The sequence below is a fragment of the Bacillus sp. N447-1 genome, assembly GCF_022701035.1.
GTDB classification, from domain to species: Bacteria; Bacillota; Bacilli; order Bacillales; family Bacillaceae_G; genus Bacillus_A; species Bacillus_A cereus.
In genome coordinates, this window is record NZ_CP065509.1 from 1,360,159 (window position 1) to 1,384,396 (window position 24,238).

Consider the following 24,238-nt stretch of genomic DNA (forward strand, 5'->3'; position numbering starts at 1 on the left):
AAGATGTTTTATTAATACTAGTTGATTATATGCTAAGTTATTTTCTATATAGGTCTAGCCCTCTTCTCCCATATAATCAATTAAATCGACGAATACTCGGTACAGACAATGTTATTCCAATTGTTAAAATTACTAAACTAGCTAGTGTTATAATAGTTATCTCGCCACCTATGACAGTAGCTAACCAGCCTACAACTACGTATCCTAATGGCAATAAAGCAAAAGAACCCAACATATCAAGGCTTGCCACTCTTCCGAATGCTTCTTCTGGTACAAGCTCCTGTAAACTCGTTTCCCAAATGAGTCCAAATATCATCATGCCAAATCCTTCAATTGCCATTAAGAATATTAAAGCGGGTGCCCAAGAAATGAATGGCATAATTAATAAAGCAATGCCACTCATTAAAACACCTCCATAAGCCAGTAATCCTCTCTTATGCCACAGCTCTTTCCCACCAAATATTAATGCGGCAATTACAGCCCCACCACCAGAAAAGGCCATGCCAAGTCCATACACGTAAGCTTCAAAATGATGATGAACATTAAATAACCATGGAATTAATACGACGATAATGCCGGCATAACAAATATTTATAAAAGAAAAAACTAAAATTGTAATCCACAGCCACGGATGACTTTTTAAAACTAAAACACCTTCCATAAACTCTTGTTTGTAATTAAGCTTACTCTTTTCAATGGGTTTTACTTTTTTAAACTTAATTTCTTTTAAAAATAATAAACATAAAAATGATAATAAGTACGTTGCTGCATCTAGTCCGAAACCTATCCCTGCAGATGCAACCGATACGATTAACCCACCAAGTGCTGGCCCAATTAATCGTATACCTTGATTACTCATTTGAGTGAGTGCGTTAGCTGCATTACGAATTTCAGGGACGAATACTTTCGCTCTTACAGCAGAATATGCTGGTTGGAATATCCCTTCCATAAGTCCGTATATGGCAACGAGAATATATAAAATCGTAATTGTTAATAAATCCATAAATATAAGCGATGCAAGTAATAGCATTAATATACAGCGGATTATATCCGTAAATAACATTAACCTAACCCGATCAATTCGGTCTACAATTAAACCCGCAAACGGTAAAGCAAGAATATTAGGTAGCATGTACATTGCCATCGTCATCCCCATTACAACTGTTGAACCAGTTAATGAATACACAACAACTGGAAGTATGACCATAGTTATCGAACTACCTAAGGCCGAGAGTAATTGTCCAATCCATAAAAACTTAAAGTGCGTTGATACTTTAACTGGTAATAATAATTTTCCAATATAACCTAAACTTTTCTCCTTTTGTATTTCTCCTTGCATGTCTCTCCCCTCTTTTCGAATGACTATAGAATTTATAATATATAACTGAAAATTTATAACATTCCATTTCTAATTATATAAGAAACAATTATGTTATGGTAAAATTATCAAAAAAATATAAAGGAGAATACATCATTATGCCTCCAAATTCACATAACATCGAACATCAGATCTATACAATGTGTATGATCCAACGTAACAATGAAATTTTACTCATAAAACGCCCCAGCCATCGAGGTTTCCCTGGCTACATCGCTCCTGGCGGCAAAGTAGATTTCCCCGAAAGTATCGTTCAAGCCGCTATAAAAGAAGTAAAAGAAGAAACTGGATTACTTGTTTCCAATTTAACTTTTAAAGGATTAGATGAATATGTCAATCCGAAAGGTAATGTTCGATATATGGTATTTAACTATTGGACAGACTCATTTGAAGGTGAACTTCTTTTGAATCCTCCTGAGGGTGAATTATTATGGATACCAATCAATACAGCACTAAAGCTACCTATGCAAACTTGGTTTAAAGAAAGATTCCCATTATTTTTTGAAACAGGCACTTTTGAAATTCAACGTGTTTGGGATAATGAGCTAAATAAACAAATTTCTATGACAATTACCCATACATAAAAAAGCTTGGAAACCCATCCAAGCCTTTCTTACTTCTGTGCAATTTTTTCAATCTTATAATGAATATGTAAAAATTCAAGTCCAAATAGCCACATGCTATGATGAGCTGTTAACATTTTATCCTTACCCTCTGTAATGATGAAAGTCTCTGCTAACGGTAAACGGATTGTTAAGAACCGAGTATGTAAATAAATCCCCTCATCTCCCTGGCCATTTTCTCTTAACTTACTAGTAATGATTAAATCATGATTATCATTACATAGCCTCAAAATACCAGTCATATTCGAATAAGGTAAAGGTAAGGCGATATTCATATATATCTCATTCTTATTTGTATGCTTTGAATAAAGAGCTACAAAAATAGATTCACCTGCTTCATTTTTCCTTATCCAAGCCCTTACATTCTCTCTTCCGTCTTTCTCATCTATTACACTAATGATAGAGCCATGCATCGTTTCCCAATTGCCGCCCATACCTAAATGTATTTGTTCTACACGCTTACTCATTTTCTCATAGCAAAGTGCGAACGGACGGAACCAACGAGTCCATTTAATATTTGATTGCAACTCATACTCTGTTGTATTTTCATAAAAATGAATCATACTTAAAGGAACCTTCGTCACATCAAATGCCTCACTATGAAAGTCATTTACTTTATCGACTAAACCGTTGTATTCCTTACTGTCTACTAAATTGTTGCTATATAAATAAGCCTCACCAATTGCCACATTTCCTCTTAACTTACTCATTGGTTTCCCATAGTATTTATAATTCGGAACACTCTTTTCAATCACCCAGCCGATAAATGCCGGTAACGCTACTCCAATTCCGTTGACAACACCATGAATCCAAACCATTTGAGCAATTGTAATCGTCAAGACATGCTTCAAATTCCCGTATGAATATATAAGTGAGAACATAATTGTAACCATGAGTGTACTAGACGAAACGATTAGAAGAATCTTTGCACTGATAGCATTAAATTTTGCTCTCCAAACGTAAAATCCATACCCATAAATTGCACATAAATATAGGAACACTGCAAAAAATTCAAATATTCTTGAGTATGTAATTCCTATTGCAACTGTCATAGGTGAAATCATGATGATAAACATAATAGCATCATACACTTTACTTCTCTTTTCTCTTTTTCTCCCTATTAAACCAGCTGATAATGGCAATAGAAACGCCGAATAATGAAAATGTGCAGCTGTGAGTAAAACAATGTCAAAGCTAAAATGCATAATTGAAAGTTTTGCTACTGAAGCAAAAAACCAAAAACCACCTAAAAACAAATAAATAAACGCACTATCTATGGCGATTTCTTCTAACGGCTTCCATCCTCTTTCTAGCAATCTACTTACACCAAATAACGCAACAATTCCTGTATATACAAACCAAACTAGCGCAAATACATTGTAATTTGTGACGAAAGCTAGCATTGCACAAATTGCTGCGATTGGATATAAAAACGATACGGATTTATAAAATAATAATTGCGATCCATCTCTTTTTCTTTTATCAATAATACAAAATGACATTGGTATAAATAATAAAACAGATAATAATATAATTGCTTCAACAGGATTTATATTCGACCACTCACATATTAGAAAAACAACATAACAAGCAAGCCCAAATATTATATTTTTCATATCGTTTATTTCCTTTCCACAAATGTTCCCTTATATGAAAAAAGCGAGCCAATTAACGGGTTTCGTACTTGTACATGAATTCGAAAACACTGTAGTGTTTCATCATAACTTTCAACAATTTTTGCCTCACCATACAAAAATTTTGGTAACGGCATTTTTCTTCCAAACATATAAAACCATTGTTTCTTTGAAGAAATATGCATTGCCCCTAACTCATCGATATGAAAATGCAGTGTAGAAACGAGTAAATGTGGTTCACCAAAATAATCTACAATTTCATTTTCGTTTTCATCCAATTGCATAACTGCATTAAAATATCTTTTCTTATTATGGAAATAAAAAGTACGGTTCCACCTTACTAATTCTCGTCCATATTCATCTCGCTCAGCTATGTTTTGTATCGTAAATGGAATTTCCTCTCCTCGTTCCGAGAAAAACATTCGAAACTTCGATGTAATTTTCAATATAAATTTCACGAAAAAAGAGCCACCGTAAATTTCATCCATTTTTCCTTCCCCTGTAAAACTATTCTCTTCTGTAATCGCATAACGCTTCTGCAATTCAGGATGAAGATTTTTATAGGTATCCCCTAATAATCGTTCATACATATTAGCCATACACTTATCCCTTTCTCGCCCTCTTGCAATTTTTCGCGCTTGGTAAATCGAAACTATTTATATAACCGACAATTGATAACCCCATTAGAAGAACATTTAATGTAATCGGATTAAACGGCCCTGTAAAGCTTGCAATATTCGTAAATCCTGCTGCTAACGTTAAAACTAGTAATACAATAATATGCAGTATAAATAATTTTCGTTTTATTATTGGCAACAGCCATACGACGCCGAAAATTATTTCTAACATCCCAATTATTTTAAGTATACATATACTACTTTCATTTGAACCGATTAATACAGAAAGCATCTTTACTTCTTCTAAATGAGTAAACAGTAGTTTTGGCACTATCCCTTGATATATCCATACAAAAGCAAATAAAAAACATACGAGCCAATACGTCATTGTTCTTCTAATTAGTAACCTAGGATGAAGCCCCTTTTCTAACCATAATTTTAAAGCATCAAAACTCCAAGCAGTCGCCCAACCTAATAACGGCCGAAATATATAGCAATCTATTACATTCCCTACACGACCAAATCTTGTATCATAATCATATTGTGTCTCAAAATGGATGTATTCTTTATTTGGCGTATACTTCCAATAACCACGTCCTATTTGAATAAGAGATAATGTATTATCCGTCCAAAATTTTAAAGAAGAAATTCTTTCACCAGTTTCTTTTCTTATTTCACCTATTGATTCCCCTTCTCCAGCTATTTCAAGCCCAAATCCAATCTTTGTTTTATACAAAAACTTCTGTGGTTCTCCTTCTTTTTTCTCTAAATACGAAATTTCAGTAAAGCGAGCATCCCACTCTGTATGTATAGCTGGTTCTTGCGTATATTCCCATAATTTTCCCATCGTCGTGTTCATTTTTGTCGCAACATAAATAGGCTGTTTCCTTTTCATTCTCCCCACCTCCTATGCACTATAAGTTTAATGTACATGCAATGAATTTATTTTGCTACATTTTTCACAAACTTCCTCAGAAAAAAGAAAGAATTTTTAAAATATATATAAAACACTTGATTCCCCGAAAAATTTAAATTATTATAAAACAAATGTTACCAACAACTTCATAAATCAAACACTCTCGCCTAAAACGTGAGATAGAGGTTGCGATACTTATGAGTATTCTAATGGAGACACAGAGATGTCTATGAACTTAGATGAAAGGAAGTATTGCCGAAATTGATAAATTTCTCTGCATTTATCAATTGGGGCTGTTTTCGAATAGAAACAGAACTGTCATATGTACAGACGTGTACGTATGAAGAGCTATCTACAAAAAAGAGATATCATTTTTTATGATATTCCTTTTTTGGCGGTTTTTTTATTAGCTCCGTTTTCTGTTTCCCTTTTCCTGTAACAGCACCATCCTCACTTATTTGAGATGGTGTTTTTTGTTTGTCTTTCTGGTAACTACAGGAGTATTGGGATTGATATATTTCCTAATCTATTCTTAAAAATAGACGAAAGAAGGAATTTGTAATGGAAACAATTGTTCAAAAATTTGGTGGCACTTCTGTCGGAAGCGTCGAACGCATTCAACATGTAGCAAATTTAATTATTGAAGAATATGAACGAGGTCATAGCATTGTCTCTGTCGTTTCAGCAATGGGAAAAAGCACAGATGAACTTGTCGCACTCGCTAACGCTATCACAGAAAATCCAAGTAAACGTGAAATGGATATGCTTCTATCTACAGGAGAACAAGTAACTATTTCATTATTAACAATGGCACTGCAAGCAAAAGGCTATCATGCAATTTCATTAACAGGGTGGCAAGCAGGTATTACGACAGAATCTGTACATAGTAGTGCACGGATTACTGACATTCATACAGATCGTATTCAATCTTATCTTGCTGAAGGTACGATTGTTATTGTAGCTGGTTTCCAAGGAGTCAGTGAAGATTTTGAAATTACAACGCTTGGACGAGGCGGTTCTGATACAACTGCTGTCGCATTAGCTGCTGCACTAAACGCAAAAAAATGTGATATTTACACAGATGTGACCGGCGTATATACGACGGATCCACGAGTTGTAAAAGATGCTTACAAATTAGATGAAATTTCTTATGACGAAATGTTAGAACTTGCAAACCTCGGTGCTGGTGTATTACACCCGCGTGCTGTTGAGTTTGCTAAAAATCATAATGTCATTTTAGAAGTTCGCTCAAGTATGGAACAAGAAAACGGAACAATTGTAAAAGGAGAATGTAACATGGAACAACAATCAATCGTTAAAGGTATTGCATTTGAAGATAATATTACACGCATCACAGTGAAAGGATTAGAACAAGGTTCACTTTCAACTGTTTTCTCTACATTAGCAGCGGCACATATTAATGTAGATATCATCATTCAAAGTATTACAAATGAAGGAACTGTTCATCTCTCCTTCTCCATCCATTCTAATGATTTAAGAGAAACATTAGAAGTATTGGAACAAAATCAAGAGGCACTTCACTATGAAGCAGTAGAATATGAAAATCATTTAGCAAAAGTATCAATCGTAGGATCTGGCATGGTATCTAACCCAGGTGTCGCTGCAAATATGTTCACTACTTTAAAAGAAGAAGATATTCATATTAAAATGGTAAGTACATCAGAAATTAAAGTGTCTGTCGTTATTGACCGCCTTCATTTAGTAACAGGCGTTGAGGCGCTGCATCAATCATTTATGGCGAAAATTGAGCCTTTCGTGCAAATGAGCTAATTTGATATGTTTAGTAACGCTTATAAAAAAAACATATTAATCTACTTCCTTCCTATTAAATAAAAAGCTATTCGTTAACAAGATGCTATATGATATATTAAAAAACACCTTGTCACATTTTCCTATACTGTGACAAGGTGTTTTTGACTGAAAGGAATTTGTAACTACTTAGTAGTATAATTATGAGGATAATTAAATAATAAACTTTTATACATAAGGAGATAAGACTATGGCAAAAAACAAATTACTACGAATGGACAATGTCAGCATCGTTGTAGAATCCCTTGATAACGCAATCTCTTTCTTTGAGGAGATTGGCTTGAATCTCGAAGGTCGAGCAAATGTCGAAGGTGAATGGGCTGGTCGCGTAACTGGACTCGGTTCTCAGTGCGTAGAGATTGCTATGATGGTCACTCCAGATGGCCACAGCCGAATTGAACTTTCGCGATTTCTCACCTCTCCTACTATAGCAGATCACCGAACAGCTCCTGTAAACGCCCTCGGTTATCTACGCGTCATGTTCACTGTCGAGGATATTGACGAAATGGTATCGAGACTCACTAAGCATGGTGCAGAGCTCGTTGGCGAAGTAGTTCAGTACGAGAACTCGTATCGTCTCTGCTACATTCGTGGAGTCGAAGGAATTTTAATCGGTTTAGCAGAAGAACTCGGTAATAAATAAGTAATGTTTTATAAAAAAGAGGGAATAGCTCTATATTTAAGCTATTCCCTTACTTCTATTAAAACAGATGAATGTTTTCTTTCTTGCAAGCTTCACGTAAATCGTCAGGCCATACAGAAGATTGAACTTCACCGATATGTGCTTTACGTAAGAAGTACATGCACATTCTTGATTGTCCAATGCCACCGCCGATTGTTAATGGTAGTACGTCTTCTAGTATACCTTTATGGAAATCATACTCACGTTTGAAGTCTTCACCAGTTTTCGTTAACTGCTCATCAAGTGATTTACTATCAACACGAATTCCCATTGATGATAACTCAAATGAAGATTGTAGTACTGGGTGCCAGAATAAAATGTCACCGTTTAATTTCCAATCGTCATAATCAGCTGCGCGTCCGTCATGCTTTTCACCTGAACGAAGTGCATCACCAATTCCGATAATGAAGACTGCACCGTGTTCTTTTGCAATTGCATGTTCACGATCTTTCGGTGTTAATTCTGGATATTTATCTTCTAATTCTTGAGAAGTAACGAAAACAATTTCTTCCGGTAAATACTTTCCAAGGAACGGATATTTTTCAAATAAGTGATCTTCTAAATCTTTGAATATTCCATAAATTGTTTGTACTGTTTTTTGTAAGTATTCAACAGTACGCCATTCTTTTTGAACGATTTTTTCCCAATCCCATTGGTCAACATAAATGGAATGCGTTGCATCAAGTTCTTCATCACGACGAATCGCGTTCATGTTTGTATATAAACCTTCACCAGCTTCATATCCGTATTCATGTAATGCAAATCGTTTCCATTTCGCTAGTGAATGAACAATTTCTAATTCTTCTCCTGAATGTAACATATCAAATTCAATTGGACGTTCTACACCGTTTAGGTGATCGTTTAATCCTGATTTTTTCGTTACGAATAATGGTGCAGATACGCGGAATAGTTCAAGGCGTTTTGCTAATTGGTCCTCGAAAAATGTTTTAACTTCCTTAATTGCAATTTGAGTCTCTCTTACTGTCATTAATGATTGATACATGGTGGTTTCCTCCTAAAATGTTTGGATGTTGTGAAAAGAAGCCAACAAAAAAAGCCCTTCTTTCCCAAAAAACTGGGACGAAAGGCTTTGGTTCCGCGGTACCACCCAAATTAGCAACAGAGGTTGCTCACTTATACAATACGGAGATGAAATATCTCGATACTGTTCTTCTTGTAACGGCGAAGTTCCCGGCTAAGTCTACTTTCCTATAAAGGATTTCGGTTAGCAACTCCAGGAGGTTCTTCATAATAGGCTTCGTATCAGGCTCACACCACCCCTGACTCGCTTAAACTACGTCCTACTACTACTCGTCCTTTCATAGTCGTTTTGTTGTCACATCTCTGAAACATTTTATTAATGATTATTCTATACAAAAAATAAAGAAAGTCAACAAAAAGTTTTAAAATGTTTTTCAATTCTTTATTTTACGGCTTTATTGATTGTTGTTAATTTAACATCTTTACTTTTTCTGCCTCGTCAATCCCAAAAATGTTTCACTGACCGAAACTAACGTATACACAACAATTAATGTGATCGTTCGGAATATAGAATCTGCAGTATTTCTTATTATTTTCATTTTCTTTATAATTCCTTTCAGTTTACTTGCAAATTCATGTTATACTATAGCATTCAAGCAGTTTATTTTTACTTACAGCAATCATAGTCATTTATAAAGAGTATTTTCTAAATCATTGACTATTATCAAATAAGATTTTTATATAACGGAGTGATCATATGAGTAAAACGAAAGCAAAACCGAAAAAAGGTGTAGGACAAGGTACAGGAAGTAAAGGATGGAACCGTTGGCAATCAAGTGCAAAGAAAAAGGCAGCTGCCAAACCCTACAAAAGTAAAGGTACAAAGAAGTAATTTAAATAACATTTGATTTCTTTACTTTGCACAAAACAAAATATAATTATTACAACAAAAAGCTATGCTTTCACATGTGAAAGCATAGCTTTTTCATATTAAATCATTAAAATATCTCTTATTTCTTCCTCCGTAATGGATGCTAATTTTTCTTCTCCTGGCTCAATCACTTCAGCAATTAAATTTTTCTTACTTTCTTGCAGTTCATGCATTTTCTCCTCAATTGTTCCGTGGGCTACTAGCTTTATAACTTGTACTGTATTTTTTTGCCCCATTCGATACGCTCTATCAGCCGCTTGTTGTTCAACAGCTGGATTCCACCATAAATCGTATAATATTACTGTATCTGCACCAGTTAAATTAAGTCCGGTACCACCAGCTTTTAAAGAAATGAGAAATAGATCCCCTTCTCCTTCGTTAAACCGATCGCACAGCTCTACACGATCCTGCGCTGGTGTACTCCCGTCTAAATAAAAGTATGGAATTGCTTGTCGATTTAACTCACGACCAATAATGGAAAGCATCTTCGTAAATTGAGAAAAAATTAATATTCTCTTCCCTGTACTTCTACATTCCTCTAAAATCTCTAACAGTTGTTCAAATTTAGCTGAACTTCCTTTGTAATCATCAACAAATAAAGCAGGATGGCAACAAATTTGTCGCAATCTCGTTAAACCAGCTAAAATTCTAATTTTATTTTTACGTAACGTATCTTTGTCTAAATGCTTTAACGTTTCTTCCCTTAGCTTCGCTAAATAAGCAGCATAAAGACTCTTTTGATCGGGTAATAACTCCGATGATTGTAAGTGCTCTATTTTCTCTGGCAACTCATTTAATACGTCCCCTTTTAATCGTCTTAATACGAATGGTTTCACTCGCTTCGCTATATCTTCACGCCTTAAATCACCGAACTCTTTTCTTCCTGGTAACAATTCTGGGAAGACGACATGGAAGATAGACCATAGCTCTTCTAATGAATTTTCTACAGGTGTACCCGTTAGCCCAAAACGGTATTCAGCTTGAATTGTTTTCACAGCTCTTGCCGTTTGCGTTGTAGGGTTTTTAAACGCCTGCGCTTCATCAAGGAATAGTGTATGAAATGGTCTTGCATACAATCTTATATCTCTTCTCAGTAATGGATATGACGTAATTACAACATCAAATTCCGTTATATCTTTCAAAATTTTCCGGCGCTCTGCTTGAATTCCATCTGCAATAACTGCTCTAATATGCGGGGCGAATTTTTTCAATTCACTAAACCAATTATAAACAAGAGATGATGGTGAAACGACTAATATTGGCAGTTTCTTTTCTCGAATCTCAGTCAAAACAGAATCTATAAAAGCAATGCTTTGCAACGTTTTTCCAAGTCCCATATCATCTGCTAAAATACCGCCAAAACGGTAATGAGCAAGTGTTTTCATCCATTCGAACCCATATACTTGATACTTTCTCATTTCTGCATTTAAAGTATTTGGCACAGCAAACTTTAATTTTTTCGGGTTTTGAATGTTTTCTACTAACTCTTGAACAGAATCATCCAAACTTAAAACATTGCCTTCGTGAAGTCCGTTCATCCATTTTACACTCCGAATAAGCGGAACATTTACCTCTTCTCCATGTAAAAATTCTTTCCGAATACCTGATTCTTTTATAAACTGATTAATTTCATTAAACTCTTTACTCTCTAGCGACAAAAACGAACCGTTCGCCAATCGATAATATTTACGTTTCTCTTCAAGGGCCGCTAATACACCTTTAATTTCTGCTTCTGGTATTCCTTTTATATCAAAACGAAATGACAACCAATCAATTCTTTCTTTTCTTCTCACTCTAATAAGAGGAACTGCATCCCCTTTACTAATTCGCAATTTGATTGCTGTCGTCGCATAAATATCAACTAAACCTTTTAATGTTGGCACGACGTGATATAAAAAGTTATACTCAGCTTCTTCATTATGCATAAAGTAACCGCCTTCTGTTTTTGCAAAGGCACTTTCACTCATAATGTCTAAAATCTCTTTTTCTTTTTTCTCATCACGATTAAAAACAGACGGCTGTCCATCCTCTTCTAGCGGATTAATCATGACGTTCCCATAGTGAAATTCAAGACCTGCTAATAAGCGATTTTTCACGCGGTCTAAATACAATTTCGCTTTTAGCGAAGGTGTTTCAACACGATCCGATATTACTTCATCAATGTGTACAGTTCCGAGCTTCATTAATCCCGGTACAACTTTCGCGACGAAATGTTCCATCTTACTTTCTGGAATATAAAACTGATTACTATTTGAGCGACTCATCATCTTTTGTAATTCAATAAGTCGCATACAATCTTCAATGTGTAAGTGATATAATTTCCCATCGTAAAGTGCATTGTTATACATATCCATAACTTGTACACGATTTAAACCCTCTATATGAAGTGTAAATCCGCCATTATTTCCCTTCGTAAATTCAAAGTGTAACGGCAACAACCCTTTTGAAACTTGTAATCCCTGAAACAGTTGTTCATTTTGTTTCAGCTGTACATATTCAGCTTTAGAAAGTGAAAAGAGCATATCTTTCCATGAAGCTGGTGGTATAAATATCATACTTTCATCTTGTTTCGCGTGTACTTCTAGCGTATCTTCATACATTTTTTCGTTATGATACATTTTAATGAGCTGCTGAATAATCGCATCCGTTTCTTGTTTAAAACTATGTACATCTGGTGTATATGTAAATTCATTTGAACAATGAAAAGACTCTCTTTTCTCCACCTTAGAAAGAAATTCTCTAATATGATTTATGAAATACACTTTGGCAAGTTTCAATTGAATTCCAAGAAGAGCCCCACCACTTCTCGTAGCAACTGGTGTACATATAAACTCAATATCTAATATTTCACGTGTATCAAAACGGTGTTGTTTACTTTTTGGCCTCAGTGGTTTGTCTGCAAACAGCTGAAACATACCACTTGTCAATTGATCATTTCTGCTACTAGTGGAGCTCATTCCACCTATTTGTTGATTATAGTTTATTTGTATTAATACTGCTGCAACATGTTGACAGTACGTTTGAAAAGATGCTAATGAAGGACAACTACATTTTGCAACAACATCACCCTTTTTGGCTTTTGCTACTGTAACATGGAAATCCTCGTTCCCTTTTACTGTCGCCTCACAAATTTCTTTATTTTCATCGTAATGATCTATTATCACTTTATTTGATTTATAATAGGCTTCACCTCTTTTATATGAGGTCTCTCCGCACACTTCTTTAATAATCGATTTATTCAATGTGAAACTCATCGCTTTGACACTTCCTTAATATAAAACCATTTTCTCTTACTTAACATTTTACATGCTCCACGAGAAAATATAAAATGTTGATTTAACAAAAGAAGATGCTTATTTATAAGCATCTTCTTCACTCTATCTCCATCAACCTCTTCGCCTCAAAATACAACACTTGAATAAACTTCTTCGTATTAATTCGCGTATGACCAGAAGATGCGAGTTCATCTTTCGTCATTTCTGTCATCCGTTTTCTAACTACGGTAAAATCGAAAAATTTTGGAGCATAGCTTTCAAATTTTGGATTTGAAAAATCTGTTAATCCTAAAGAAGCCAAATGATTTAACGACTGATAAATAGCTCGACGTACTCTTTGTTCAGACGCTTTTTTCTCTTTATCAATATCCGCCTCTAAAGCTAGATCCCCTAATTTCCTTATCGTAATATGATGAAAAATTTCTTTTAACGCAGGAAAGCCAAACTCAAATGTCTGTGCCTTTTCTTGACCATATAAATATTCCAGCATACTAAGTAAATCTTTACTTCCATTCTCTCCCGCAATACCGAGTTCTGATAGTAAAAAGCGTCCTAAATCCCCTATCTTTTTTCCTTCTTGCACTGGTTCAGTACGCAATTGCGGCTTTTCCCACTGAAACACGTTATTCAATGATTTTTGAATATCATGTATAGAACGCTCCAATCTAATACGCTCCATCACTTTGCGTACAACAGATACAACTTCGATTTTGTTTAATGGTTTTGTAATATAATATTCTACACCAAGTGTATATGCCTCACCTATAAGCTGCTTCGATTCCACTTGAGAAATCATAATGATTTTCCCCGTGAAAGTTGACGCAATGTGACGAACTGTTTCAATTCCGTCCCTCATCGGCATCAACAAATCAATAAATAAAATATCTACTTTTTTAAAATTTAGTTGATCCGCTTCAATAAAAGCTCCGTCATCCGCCTCACCAATTACTTCTCCAAGATCTCCATCTTCAATAATTTGCGAAAGCATCGAACGGAAAACTTCATCATCGTCTACGATATAATAAAACAAATCTATTCCCCTTCCCGCTTTAAACTACCCTCTGGTAAACAAACGATAAACTTACATCCTCTTTTATTTTCTCGGCCTTCTAATCTCACTTCTCCGCCTAGCTCTGTTACCATTTCATTTATGTAAGAAAGCCCAATACCAGTTGACGGTGTTCCCGTTTGATCATACTTGGAAGTAAATCCTGGCTTAAATACTAATTTCTTATACTTTTGTGCAATACCAGGTCCATCGTCAATTACTTCAAAAAATATATGTTGATCTCTTTTATATAGCTTAATAATAACGACACCTTTATCTTCAATTGCTTCAACTGCATTTGCAGCGAGGTTATTAAAAATTGATAGAACTGTATACACGTGGTATGCAGCATGCTCACCTTCTATATGTTTAGAAAAACGTATATCCTTTTCTAGCATTTCAGCATACTTCTCGTTTATTCTAACAATCATCTCTGCTAACTCATGTCCTTCTACATATTCAGCCACATTTTTATCTAATAACAGTTTAGATAATCCTGCAAATATCCTTTGATTATCCTTTTTTATTTCATGCACTTCCCCCGCTATTTTCAATGCTGTTTTACTACTTGAATCAGCGCTTACTTGTAAATTTCGATATAGTTGATATGCTTCTTGTGTAATTAACTCCGCATTTTGTAACGTCTTTTTCAAATGAACAGATTCCACATATAAATTAGAAAGATGCATTAACATATTTTCATTTTCTTTTCGAACTTGCGATTCTTTTAATTTCGTTTCATATAAATTCATCATATTTAAAAAACCAAGTGCAAAGAAACTACGAAAAATAGCAATAATAATAAGTTTATTCACTTCAGAAATCGTTATTGTTGTACCTAGTACTAACATGTGATAAAACGCAAGTTCTGACATACTTGCAACAATTTCAATTGAAATTCCAAGGCATCCAATAATGATTGGTTTCTGATGGAATTTATTTACCCTACAAAGCGAAAAAAAACTGCCATAAATAAAATAATAGAAGAACACAGGATAACGCAAATAAAATGATTCTGTCATATGAAATGAACCTTGCATGATCCAGTCAAGACATACTCGGAATAAGACTACAGATATACCAACAAGAATACCTGCAACTCCTGCTGGTACTCTTCTTAAAAATAATAATAAAAAGAAGAATAGCGGTGTACCGAAGCTAACTCGAAACGTATCATTAAAGGGATGAAAGTTCAGCTCCCCAGCAATCGGAACAACGACCATTAATATAATTAAAAGGGACATATCTTTCTTCCATAATTGATTCCAATTCAAAGGTGACACTTCCTATACTTTTTTTCAGTAGTAAAAGTGAAAGCCCGCTTATTGTTATAAACGGGCTTTTTTTCTATATTCTAACCTTTTCTACCGCTTTTATTTGGCGATACTCTGGCTTCCACATTGCTTCTTGCACTGCCATCTTGATATCGTTATCACTTAAGTTCACTCTTGCAACACCTTCTGCAACTGCAACTTTCGCTACTTCAATTGCAACCATTTCTGAGATATTACGTAATTCTTCGACCTCTGGTAAAATAGGTGCTCCTGGCTGACTTGTATCTACCATACTTGCAACTGCTTCAGCAGCCGCTGCGAACATTCCATCCGTCATGACGCTTGCTCGTACTACAATTGTTCCAAGACCAAGCCCTGGGAAAATAAGTGCATTATTTGATTGTCCAATCACATACGTTACACCGTTATATGTAACTGGTTCAAATGGACTTCCTGTTGCAACTAACGCTCTTCCTTCTGTCCACTCGATTAAATCTGCTGGTTTTGCTTCAGCAAGTGGCGTTGGATTCGACATTGGTAAAATGATTGGTCTTTCTACGTGAGAAGCCATTTCTTTAATAATCTCTTCTTTAAATGCACCTGCAACAGTAGATGTACCAATTAAAATTGTCGGTTTTACATGTTTCACAACTTCAGCAAGTCCGATCACATCATTTTCTTTCCACTCACTTACTTCTGCTTCTTTTCTTGCGTACGGAATTTGGAAATCAAGAAGATCTTCCATATTATCTGTAACTAACCCGTTACGATCAATACACCAGAAACGCTTATATGATTCTTCTTCAGATACACCTACGCGGACCATCGCATCTCTAACTTGATCTGCGATACCGATTCCAGCCGTACCAGCACCAAATACAACAACGCGGTGTTCACTTAGCGGTACACCAGAAGCTTTCACTGCCGATAATACTGCCGCAAGTGAAACTGCACCTGTACCTTGAATATCATCATTAAATGTACAAACATCATGACGATATTTATCTAAAATTTTTCGTGCGTTACGAGAGCTAAAGTCTTCCCAATGTAAAAGTGCTTTCGGGAATTGTTTGTTTACCGCTTGTACAAACGTATCAATAAATTCATCGTAAGCTTCACCTGTTATACGAGGGTGACGATTTCCAATATAAAATGGATTGTTTAATAGCGCCTCACGGTTTGTACCTACATCTAAAATTACTGGTAATACACGACTAGGATCGATTCCAACTGCAGCAGTGTAAACAGCTAATTTTCCGATTGCGATGTTAATACCACCAACGCCCCAGTCACCAATTCCTAATATGCCTTCTCCATCTGTTACAACGACTAAATCAATGTTCTCAGCTGTTGCACCAATATTGGTGAATGCTTCTTCAATACCTGATGGATCGTTAATCGATAAATAAACACCACGTGGTTTACGATATTCATGACTATATCTTTGAATTGCTACACCGACAGTTGGTGTATATACAATCGGTAACATTTCACGTAAATGATCTGTTAATATACGATAAAATAATACTTCATTTCGATCATGTAACGCAGTTAAGTATACATTCTTTAATAAATCATCCGGCTGAGAACTAAATTGTTCGTATGCTCGGCGTGCCTGTTCTTCTAACGTTAAAACCGCTGGCGGTAATAGCCCTTTTAAACCTAACTCTTCTCTTTCATTTTGTGTGAAAGCGACCCCTTTATTTAAAAGTGGTGTTGATAATACTTCTGCTCCTCTTAATGTTGTTTCTAATGCACCATTAGAAGCTACTGTAAACTTGCTCATAACATCCCTACCTCTATTCATATATAGCATTTCTATATTGTAAACAAAAAAGAGGGGCTTGTCCCCCCTCTTCTTTTAATTTTTCTTTAAAAGAGTTGCTCCTGCAATCCCTGGGTGCGTCATTTCGAATGGATCTAGAATTAACTCTAAGTCTTCTTGTGACAGTACACCATTTTTCACACAAAGTTCTCGAACGGATTGCCCTGTCGCGATTGCTTCTTTCGCAACGCGAGCTGCAGCTTCATAACCGATATGAGGGTTCACGGCTGTAATAATTCCTACACTCTTCTCAACATACTCTTTTAAGCGATCTTCATTCGCTTCAATTCCTTTTAAGCAATTATCTGTAAAGGCACGGAAACCGTTATTCATAATGCTAATTGATTGTAGTAAGTTGAAAACAAGTACTGGTTCCATCACGTTTAATTCTAATTGTCCTGCTTCTGAAGCAAGGCAAATTGTATGGTCATTACCAATTACTTGGAACGCAATTTGGTTAATAACTTCTGGCATAACAGGGTTTACTTTCCCTGGCATAATAGATGAACCTGGCTGACGAGCTGGTAACATAATTTCTGCTAAACCAACACGTGGACCTGATGCCATTAAGCGAAGGTCATTCGCAATTTTAGACATATTCATCATACATACTTTAAGTGCTGCAGATACTTCTGTGTATGCATCTGTATTTTGCGTTGCATCTACTAAGTCTTCTGCACCAACTAGTGGTAGTTCACTAATTGCAGCTAAATGTTTTACAACTGCTTCAATATATTCTGGGTCTGCATTTAAGCCTGTACCAACTGCAGTTGCTCCCATGTTCACTTCATATAAGTGTTGACGTGATTGCTGAATTCGTTTCATATCACGTTCAAGTACACGAGAGTACGCTTTAAATTCTTGTCCAAGACGAATTGGCACAGCGTCTTGTAAATGCGTACGACCCATTTTAATCACATGATCGAACTGTTCTGCTTTTAATTCAAATACATCGTGCATATAACCCATCGTTTGTAATAAACCTTCTAATGCGTTTAATGTTGCGATATGAATCGCCGTTGGGAATGCATCGTTTGTTGATTGCGCCATGTTTACATGACTATTTGGACTAATATAATGATAGTCTCCCTTTTCCATTCCTAATAATTCAAGCGCACGATTGGCAATGACTTCATTTGCATTCATGTTCATTGAAGTACCTGCTCCGCCCTGAATTGGATCTACGATGAAATGATCATGCCATTTTCCATCAAGAATTTCTTGAGCAGCCTCTGCGATCGCACCACCCTTGTTCAATTCCAATCTTCCTACATCTGTATTAGCAAGCGCTGCTGCTTTTTTTACAACTGCGAACGCTTTAATTAAACCTTCATGGATTTTGTATCCTGTAATCGGGAAGTTTTCAACTGCACGCATTGTTTGTACGCCGTAGTATGCATAGTTTGGTACTTCTTTTTCACCTAAAAAATCTTTTTCAATTCGAACACCATTTTTAACTTCAGTTAATGTTGCCATGATTATTCACTCCTTAACGATTTCTTATGCTGCTTTTGTTTCTTTGACTGTTTCTACATATTGTTTTGCTTTCTCATTATCGAATTCGCCTTCCCACTTCGACATAACAATGGCCGCTAATGCATTTCCTAATACATTGACAGATGAGCGAATCATATCTAAAATGCGGTCAATTCCCGCAATTAACGCGATACCTTCTAGTGGTAACCCCATTGAACCTAACGTTGCTAATACAACAACGAACGATGCACCTGGAACTCCCGCCATACCTTTGGATGTTAACATGAGAACGAATAATAACGTTATTTGCTCCGTTAGTGACATGTGCACACCGTACATTTGTGCAACAAACAATGCCGCTAACGCTTGATAAATAGCCGATCCAGTCAAGTTAAATGTATAACCTGTCGGAATTACGAAAGAGGCAACTGCCTTTGGACAACCGAACTCTTCCATTTTTCTCATTATATTAGGTAAAACAGCTTCTGAACTTGCTGTCGTAAACGAAAGAATCAATTCTTCTTTTAAAATTTTCATTAATGTAAAAATGTTTACTCCAACCATTCGTGCATTAATACCTAATACAATCACAACGAATAGTATAACAGTTACGTATACAGCTAGCACTAGTTTTCCTAGCGGAAGTAATGTCGCTACACCAAATTTTGCAACCGTAACGGCAATTAATGCGAATACACCAAATGGTGCAAATTTCATAACTTGATTTGTAACCCAAAACATGGCTTCGAGTACGCCTTCAAAAAAGTTAAAAACAGGCTTTCCTTTTTCCCCAATTGCCGCAACTCCTAAGCCGAACAATACTGAGAAGAATATAATCGGTAATAGGTCACCTTGTGCAATCGATTCAAATACGTTTTTCGGTACAATGTGAACAATTGTCTCAGCAAAACCTTTCTTCTCTGTTGCATCTGCAGTTTGTTTATAAGAAGAAATATCACTTTGCTGTAAATTACTCATATCAACGCCAGTACCTGGTTGGAATATATTCGCTGCAAGTAATCCCATTAAAATAGCAATCGTCGTAATAATTTCGAAATAAAGAATTGTCTTACCGCCTAGTTTCCCAAGCTTTTTCATATCTCCTACACCAGCTACTGCAACAATTAATGCTGAAATAACAATTGGTACTACAATCATCTTAATTAAGTGAATAAATATATCCCCAATTGGTGTGATATAAGAAATCGCCGTTTTATTGCCATAAAAGACTGCCCCTACTACAATCCCTAAAACAAGCGCGACAAAAATTTGTGTTGCCAATCCGAATTTTTTCATTTATGTTCATCCCCTTCATGCGAACGCTTTCAATTTGAATTTATAAAAGCTACTCACACATCTTATAAGCGAACCTACAAAATCATACAAAAACCTACAAGTTCGTCACAAAAAATTCAAATATTTTTCTTCTTTTTTTCATTGACACCATTTTGTTAAAAAACGATAAAATAAACTTGATAAGCAATCAGATTATTGCGTATAATCAAAAAGATATATACTTAAAACAACTCAAAATGAAAAGGAGTGGATGATATGAAAAACTATACAAAACAATTCGTCTTATCTTCTTCTTTTCTTTTTCATTTTCTTAAAAAGGAACAAGGGCATTTGCCTTTGTTCCTTTTTTTATCCTTTTCGGCAAGAAGACTCCCTCCGATTTGTGTTACGGGTGAAACTCAACAATTCAGGTGGAGATGAATTGCCGTCAGAAGGTAGGCTGAACTCTTTTGTTTCGCTCATAATAATTTTTTGAGTGCGAATGTTTGTTTTTTTGTCTTACGATATAATCTGCGTAGATAAGGAGAGGAGGGAATAGATTGTAAGACAACGAAATTGGATAATGCTTATCATTCAGCTACTTGAGTCAAAAGGAATTACGATGAAGAACATGTTCGCATGTTGTTTCATTTCGTTCCAAATATGGATTTGTTAAAAAATTTTTAATGAGTCCTCTAAGAAAGACGGTGAAAACAATGGCCAGAAAGAAAGAAAGCAGTGAAAGTATTACGTAAACAAAAGAAAAGAGAAATCATACAACGATTCACTCAAAAACAAAATATTGGGCGAGCTTGCTTGACTGCTAAAGAATTCCGCTTACTGCAACGCATGTCACATAGTTCAAAAGTATTGCGAAATGTTGGATTGTACACAATTAAACAAAGTTACTTGAATCATAATAAAATGGCTACTATAAGAGAAGTGGATACTGCCATGCAAGCCGATATGAATTACTGGGGCATTCAATCAAATTCGGTTCAAGCGATTCGTAGAGCCTTGTTTACAGAAGTGAAGAGCTTTTTTAAAGCGTTGGAACAGTGGAAGAAAAAAACTGAGCAGTTCACAGGGCGTCCTAAGTTTCCGAATTATTCTCGTTCCACTGACAAACGAATTATTGAAATCTATCAAGTGCCAAAAGTGGATGAGAACGGGTATTGGATGATTCCGATGAATGTTGCATTCAGAAAAAAATTCGGTTCTATTAAAATACGTATGCCAAAAAACTTAAGAAATAAAAACATCTCCTACATTGAGATTGTACCAAAGCAAAAAGGTCGGTTCTTTGAGGTGCATTATACATATGAAATGCACCTTTCTCAAATGAAGAAACCACCTACGACCACTAGTAACGCTTTGAGTTGCGATTTAGGTGTAGACAGATTGTTAAGTTGCGTAACCAATACAGGTGATGCCTTCTTAATGGATGGGAAAAAACTAAAATCCATAAATCAATACTTCAACAAAATGATATGTAATCTAGGGCAGAAAAATATGGACAATGGAATTTCAAAACGTATTGTAACGAATAAAATGGCCGCACTTTGGCATAAACGAGAAAGACAAATAAACGGTTATATTGCACAAACAGTAGGTCTGTTGTTCAAAAAAGTGAAAGAATTCGATATAGATACGATTGTTGTAGGGTATAACGCTGGTTGGAAACAAAACTCTCATATGGGGAAAAAGAATAATCAAAAGTTTGTTCAAATCCCATTTCAGAAATTGATTGCAGCGATTGAGAATAAATGTGTAAAAGAAGGCATTCGCTTTTTCAAACAAGAAGAAAGCTATACTTCAAAAGCTAGTTTTCTTGATAAGGATCCGGTTCCAGTTTGGTCTAAGGATGATAAGACGCAATATCGCTTTAGCGGCAAACGAATTACGCGTGGTCTGTATCAAAGTAAAGCAGGAACATGTATCCATGCTGATATTAATGGTGCGCTGAATACATTGAAAAAGTCAGGAGTTGTAGAATTGGATGGCAATCTCAAAGTGAAAACGCCGATTCTATTAGAAGTGCAAAAACGTAAGGCTATTGCTTTGTGCATAGCTTAGTGGGTGCGTCAACCATCCATGTGTACGCGACTTGTCGGGGCTTGTAGCACACGCCGGATTCATCTGAGTGGTGGCTTCTTCCATAAGGGAGAACTGCTCTTTTTCGAAAGGGTGATGCAAGTGGGAAAACAATCGTTCGTTGTCAGTACCAACCAAAAACAGACTCGGGGTGTTACCATAAGGTAGCATGAATGCTAGAGCGTCAAACTGTCTAGCGATAGACGAAAAGACCTAGTGTTCGAACTCAAGCCCCCACTGAAAGGCTTTATCTCAGTGGGGGGGAGTTGACTGCGATCTATATAGGGGGAATTGTTATGAGACCATATAAACGTGTCTTAATTAAATTAAGCGGCGGTGCACTTGCCGATCAAACCGGAAATAGCTTTAACTCCAAACGATTAGAACATATCGCAAACGAAATTTTATCCATCGTTGATTTAGGTATTGAGGTATCTATCGTCATTGGAGGCGGGAACATTTTTAGAGGTCATCTAGCGGAAGAATGGGGAATCGATCGTGTAGAAGCTGACAATATCGGGACGTTAGGTACAATCATTAACAGCTTAATGCTACGCGGCGTTTTAACAAGTAAAACAAATAGAGAAGTACGCGTTATGACTTCCATTCCATTTAATGCAGTAGCTGAACCATACATTCGCTTGCGTGCAGTCCACCATTTAGATAACGGTTATATCGTTATCTTTGGAGGCGGAAACGGCCAACCGTTCGTGACGACAGATTATCCAAGTGTACAAAGAGCCATCGAGATGAATAGTGATGCCATATTAGTCGCAAAACAAGGGGTCGATGGCGTCTTTACAAGTGATCCAAAGCATAATAAATCAGCAAAAATGTACAGCAAACTAAACTATAATGATGTCGTTAGACAAAATATACAAGTCATGGATCAAGCGGCATTACTGCTTGCCCGGGACTACAATTTACCAGCACACGTCTTTAACTTTGATGAGCCTGGTGTCATGAAGAAAATATGTTTAGGCGAACATGTGGGGACGTTGATTAATGATGATGTTACGATGCTGGTGCATGAAAAATAATGATTTCCCACCAAAAAAGGGTGCCTTTTGTAGGCACCCTTTCCTAATTCATCATCACAAATAGAAGTCAACCAATCCCGCCACTTTCTCCTTACAACGCTCCCAAAAAGATAACTTTTCAAAAAACTCTTTCGTCATTTCTTTCGAATCATGAAAATCCTCTGTTAACGCCTTATTAACTTGTCCTACAATAGGACCACCATAAATATAAAAATTCATTTCATCATTTATATTGAAGCTACGCGAAGTAAAGTTTGTTGTACCAATAACGGTTAATTCATTATCAATAAGCATTAATTTACCATGGAACATTCCTTTTTTATAACCATATACAGTAATCCCATTATTAACAGCTTGACGTATGTATGGATACGCCGCTTCTTTTATAAGAGGTAGATCCGGTTTATATGACCAAAGTATTTTTACTGTAACACCACGCTTTTGCGCCGCGATTAAAGCATTCATAGATTCTTTATTTTTCGCTATAAAATACGGTGTTGCAATTACAATGGAGTGCTGAGCTTGTTTTATGAGCTCTATATATTTTTCAGCAACGTAATGCCCATTGTAACTAGTCATAGTATGTAATGTATTCCCTTTACTAGCTTTATTCGTACTTCTCTTTATCTCTTCTTTCGTATCTCGTTTCCAGTCTAAAGCGAATTGCTGTTCTAAATCTTTTGCTCCTTCTCCTTTAAGTCGTACATGATAATCACGCCAATATCCAAATCGCTTATCTTTCCCTAAGTACTCATCTCCTATATTAAATCCGCCTGTATAGCCAATCTCCCCATCAATCGTCGTAATACGGCGATGATTACGATGATGAAGAGAATAAAAGCCGAATGGTAATTCAGGTTTTCTACTATATGTAAAATGCACACCATTTTCCTGCAATTCATTTTTCATCTTTCTTTCAAATGATAAATCATTAATGCGATCAACGGATAAATAGACGTTTACTCCTTCTTTTGCCTTCTCTTTTAATAAGTTTAAAAAAGTATGGCTACTTTTATCATCCGACAAAATGAAGAAATACGTGTAAATGGAGCTTTTCGCTTCTCTTATATCAGTAAATAATTGTTTATAAAAAGACTTCCCTTCTACATATAATTGAAAGTCACTATAATGAGGCGCATACTCTGTCGGCATGTTTTTCCCAGCTTCCATTTTCCTACCTAAGGTAACATCGATATGCATCCATATTAAAATAAAAACGAAAATAGCAATAACAATAGAAGTAACTCGCAATATTTTTTTAATCATTTTGATTTCCTTCCGATCATTTTCTTTCCACCTTTCTATTTTGTCATTCAAGTTTAGATTTCATGCTTCATAC

The 24,238-nt window shown here is 35.8% G+C and carries 18 protein-coding genes, 1 riboswitch and 1 other annotated feature; of the genes, 6 read left to right on the forward strand and 12 right to left on the reverse strand.

What is annotated here, in order from left to right; genetic code table 11:
- Positions 1-76: 76 nt before the first annotated feature.
- Positions 77-1,339: an MFS transporter gene (locus IQ781_RS06665; protein ID WP_139846995.1), complete on the reverse strand. Its 1,263-nt coding sequence runs from the start codon at positions 1,337-1,339 to the stop codon at positions 77-79.
- 137 nt (positions 1,340-1,476) lie between these two features.
- Between IQ781_RS06665 and IQ781_RS06670 the strand changes: the two genes are divergently transcribed.
- Entirely contained in the window at positions 1,477-1,962 is a 486-nt protein-coding gene (locus IQ781_RS06670; RefSeq protein ID WP_016124382.1) for an 8-oxo-dGTP diphosphatase, read from the forward strand.
- Positions 1,963-1,991: 29 nt separating this feature from the next.
- On the opposite strand, the gene IQ781_RS06675 is transcribed toward IQ781_RS06670, so the two are convergent.
- The 3 genes from IQ781_RS06675 to IQ781_RS06685 are packed head-to-tail and all read right to left on the reverse strand — an operon-like array spanning position 1,992 to position 5,147.
- The gene (locus IQ781_RS06675) at positions 1,992-3,617 is read right to left on the reverse strand and encodes a YndJ family protein (protein WP_063219834.1); all 1,626 of its coding nucleotides are present in this window, start codon (positions 3,615-3,617) and stop codon (positions 1,992-1,994) included.
- Between the two features lie 5 nt (positions 3,618-3,622).
- Entirely contained in the window at positions 3,623-4,234 is a 612-nt protein-coding gene (locus IQ781_RS06680) for a DUF4166 domain-containing protein (protein ID WP_063219833.1), read from the reverse strand.
- A gap of 4 nt (positions 4,235-4,238) precedes the next feature.
- Positions 4,239-5,147, reverse strand: a complete 909-nt coding sequence (locus tag IQ781_RS06685; protein WP_063219832.1) for a DoxX-like family protein — start codon at positions 5,145-5,147, stop codon at positions 4,239-4,241.
- A 193-nt stretch (positions 5,148-5,340) separates the two neighbouring features.
- Positions 5,341-5,527: riboswitch (Lysine riboswitch) on the forward strand.
- A 202-nt stretch (positions 5,528-5,729) separates the two neighbouring features.
- On the opposite strand from IQ781_RS06685, the gene IQ781_RS06690 reads away from it, so the two are divergent.
- Both IQ781_RS06690 and IQ781_RS06695 read left to right on the forward strand, forming a co-directional pair.
- Complete coding sequence (locus tag IQ781_RS06690; protein ID WP_048657254.1) at positions 5,730-6,959, forward strand: aspartate kinase; 1,230 nt, start codon at positions 5,730-5,732, stop codon at positions 6,957-6,959.
- Between the two features lie 229 nt (positions 6,960-7,188).
- On the forward strand, positions 7,189-7,641 hold the full coding sequence (locus tag IQ781_RS06695) for a VOC family protein (RefSeq protein ID WP_139846996.1): 453 nt from the start codon (positions 7,189-7,191) through the stop codon (positions 7,639-7,641).
- 58 nt (positions 7,642-7,699) lie between these two features.
- Here the strand turns inward: IQ781_RS06695 and asnA are convergent, their stop codons facing one another.
- Positions 7,700-8,683: an aspartate--ammonia ligase gene (gene asnA, locus IQ781_RS06700; RefSeq protein ID WP_000284917.1), complete on the reverse strand. Its 984-nt coding sequence runs from the start codon at positions 8,681-8,683 to the stop codon at positions 7,700-7,702.
- A gap of 70 nt (positions 8,684-8,753) precedes the next feature.
- Positions 8,754-9,012: a binding site (T-box leader), on the reverse strand.
- 406 nt (positions 9,013-9,418) lie between these two features.
- Here asnA and IQ781_RS06705 point away from each other — a divergent pair.
- Positions 9,419-9,553: a DUF3934 domain-containing protein gene (locus IQ781_RS06705; protein WP_000047588.1), complete on the forward strand. Its 135-nt coding sequence runs from the start codon at positions 9,419-9,421 to the stop codon at positions 9,551-9,553.
- A gap of 98 nt (positions 9,554-9,651) precedes the next feature.
- Here the strand turns inward: IQ781_RS06705 and IQ781_RS06710 are convergent, their stop codons facing one another.
- The 6 genes from IQ781_RS06710 to IQ781_RS06735 form a co-directional block, all read right to left on the reverse strand.
- A complete protein-coding gene (locus IQ781_RS06710) occupies positions 9,652-12,846 on the reverse strand; it encodes a DEAD/DEAH box helicase (RefSeq protein WP_065382356.1) in 3,195 nt (1,064 codons plus the stop codon).
- A 118-nt stretch (positions 12,847-12,964) separates the two neighbouring features.
- Positions 12,965-13,897 carry a response regulator gene (locus IQ781_RS06715; protein ID WP_000500302.1) on the reverse strand — a complete coding sequence of 311 codons (933 nt, stop codon included), beginning with the start codon at positions 13,895-13,897 and terminating at the stop codon, positions 12,965-12,967.
- A gap of 2 nt (positions 13,898-13,899) precedes the next feature.
- Complete coding sequence (locus IQ781_RS06720; protein WP_002195356.1) at positions 13,900-15,198, reverse strand: sensor histidine kinase; 1,299 nt, start codon at positions 15,196-15,198, stop codon at positions 13,900-13,902.
- Between the two features lie 64 nt (positions 15,199-15,262).
- A complete protein-coding gene (malS, locus tag IQ781_RS06725) occupies positions 15,263-16,975 on the reverse strand; it encodes an oxaloacetate-decarboxylating malate dehydrogenase (protein WP_063219893.1) in 1,713 nt (570 codons plus the stop codon).
- Positions 16,976-17,050: 75 nt separating this feature from the next.
- Positions 17,051-18,490, reverse strand: a complete 1,440-nt coding sequence (gene aspA, locus IQ781_RS06730; protein ID WP_000224190.1) for an aspartate ammonia-lyase — start codon at positions 18,488-18,490, stop codon at positions 17,051-17,053.
- Positions 18,491-18,514: 24 nt separating this feature from the next.
- Positions 18,515-19,786, reverse strand: coding sequence for a cation:dicarboxylate symporter family transporter (locus IQ781_RS06735; protein ID WP_000713293.1), 1,272 nt, complete (start codon positions 19,784-19,786; stop codon positions 18,515-18,517).
- Positions 19,787-20,503: 717 nt separating this feature from the next.
- On the opposite strand from IQ781_RS06735, the gene IQ781_RS06740 reads away from it, so the two are divergent.
- Both IQ781_RS06740 and pyrH read left to right on the forward strand, forming a co-directional pair.
- A complete protein-coding gene (locus IQ781_RS06740; RefSeq protein WP_139846997.1) occupies positions 20,504-21,841 on the forward strand; it encodes an RNA-guided endonuclease TnpB family protein in 1,338 nt (445 codons plus the stop codon).
- Positions 21,842-22,155: 314 nt separating this feature from the next.
- On the forward strand, positions 22,156-22,899 hold the full coding sequence (gene pyrH / locus IQ781_RS06745) for a UMP kinase (RefSeq protein WP_001248059.1): 744 nt from the start codon (positions 22,156-22,158) through the stop codon (positions 22,897-22,899).
- Between the two features lie 54 nt (positions 22,900-22,953).
- Here the strand turns inward: pyrH and IQ781_RS06750 are convergent, their stop codons facing one another.
- A complete protein-coding gene (locus IQ781_RS06750) occupies positions 22,954-24,165 on the reverse strand; it encodes a phospholipase D-like domain-containing protein (protein WP_000591939.1) in 1,212 nt (403 codons plus the stop codon).
- Between the last annotated feature and the right edge of the window lie 73 nt (positions 24,166-24,238).

Coding starts and splice junctions, on each gene's coding strand:
- pyrH (WP_001248059.1), top strand. CDS start 22,156: ATGAGACCATATAAACGTGTCTTAATTAAATTAAGCGGCGGTGCACTT.
- aspA (WP_000224190.1), bottom strand. CDS start 18,490: ATGGCAACATTAACTGAAGTTAAAAATGGTGTTCGAATTGAAAAAGAT.
- IQ781_RS06675 (WP_063219834.1), bottom strand. CDS start 3,617: ATGAAAAATATAATATTTGGGCTTGCTTGTTATGTTGTTTTTCTAATA.
- malS (WP_063219893.1), bottom strand. CDS start 16,975: ATGAGCAAGTTTACAGTAGCTTCTAATGGTGCATTAGAAACAACATTA.
- asnA (WP_000284917.1), bottom strand. CDS start 8,683: ATGTATCAATCATTAATGACAGTAAGAGAGACTCAAATTGCAATTAAG.
- IQ781_RS06710 (WP_065382356.1), bottom strand. CDS start 12,846: ATGAGTTTCACATTGAATAAATCGATTATTAAAGAAGTGTGCGGAGAG.
- IQ781_RS06680 (WP_063219833.1), bottom strand. CDS start 4,234: ATGGCTAATATGTATGAACGATTATTAGGGGATACCTATAAAAATCTT.
- IQ781_RS06665 (WP_139846995.1), bottom strand. CDS start 1,339: ATGCAAGGAGAAATACAAAAGGAGAAAAGTTTAGGTTATATTGGAAAA.
- IQ781_RS06685 (WP_063219832.1), bottom strand. CDS start 5,147: ATGAAAAGGAAACAGCCTATTTATGTTGCGACAAAAATGAACACGACG.
- IQ781_RS06670 (WP_016124382.1), top strand. CDS start 1,477: ATGCCTCCAAATTCACATAACATCGAACATCAGATCTATACAATGTGT.
- IQ781_RS06750 (WP_000591939.1), bottom strand. CDS start 24,165: ATGATTAAAAAAATATTGCGAGTTACTTCTATTGTTATTGCTATTTTC.
- IQ781_RS06690 (WP_048657254.1), top strand. CDS start 5,730: ATGGAAACAATTGTTCAAAAATTTGGTGGCACTTCTGTCGGAAGCGTC.
- IQ781_RS06695 (WP_139846996.1), top strand. CDS start 7,189: ATGGCAAAAAACAAATTACTACGAATGGACAATGTCAGCATCGTTGTA.
- IQ781_RS06735 (WP_000713293.1), bottom strand. CDS start 19,786: ATGAAAAAATTCGGATTGGCAACACAAATTTTTGTCGCGCTTGTTTTA.
- IQ781_RS06705 (WP_000047588.1), top strand. CDS start 9,419: ATGAGTAAAACGAAAGCAAAACCGAAAAAAGGTGTAGGACAAGGTACA.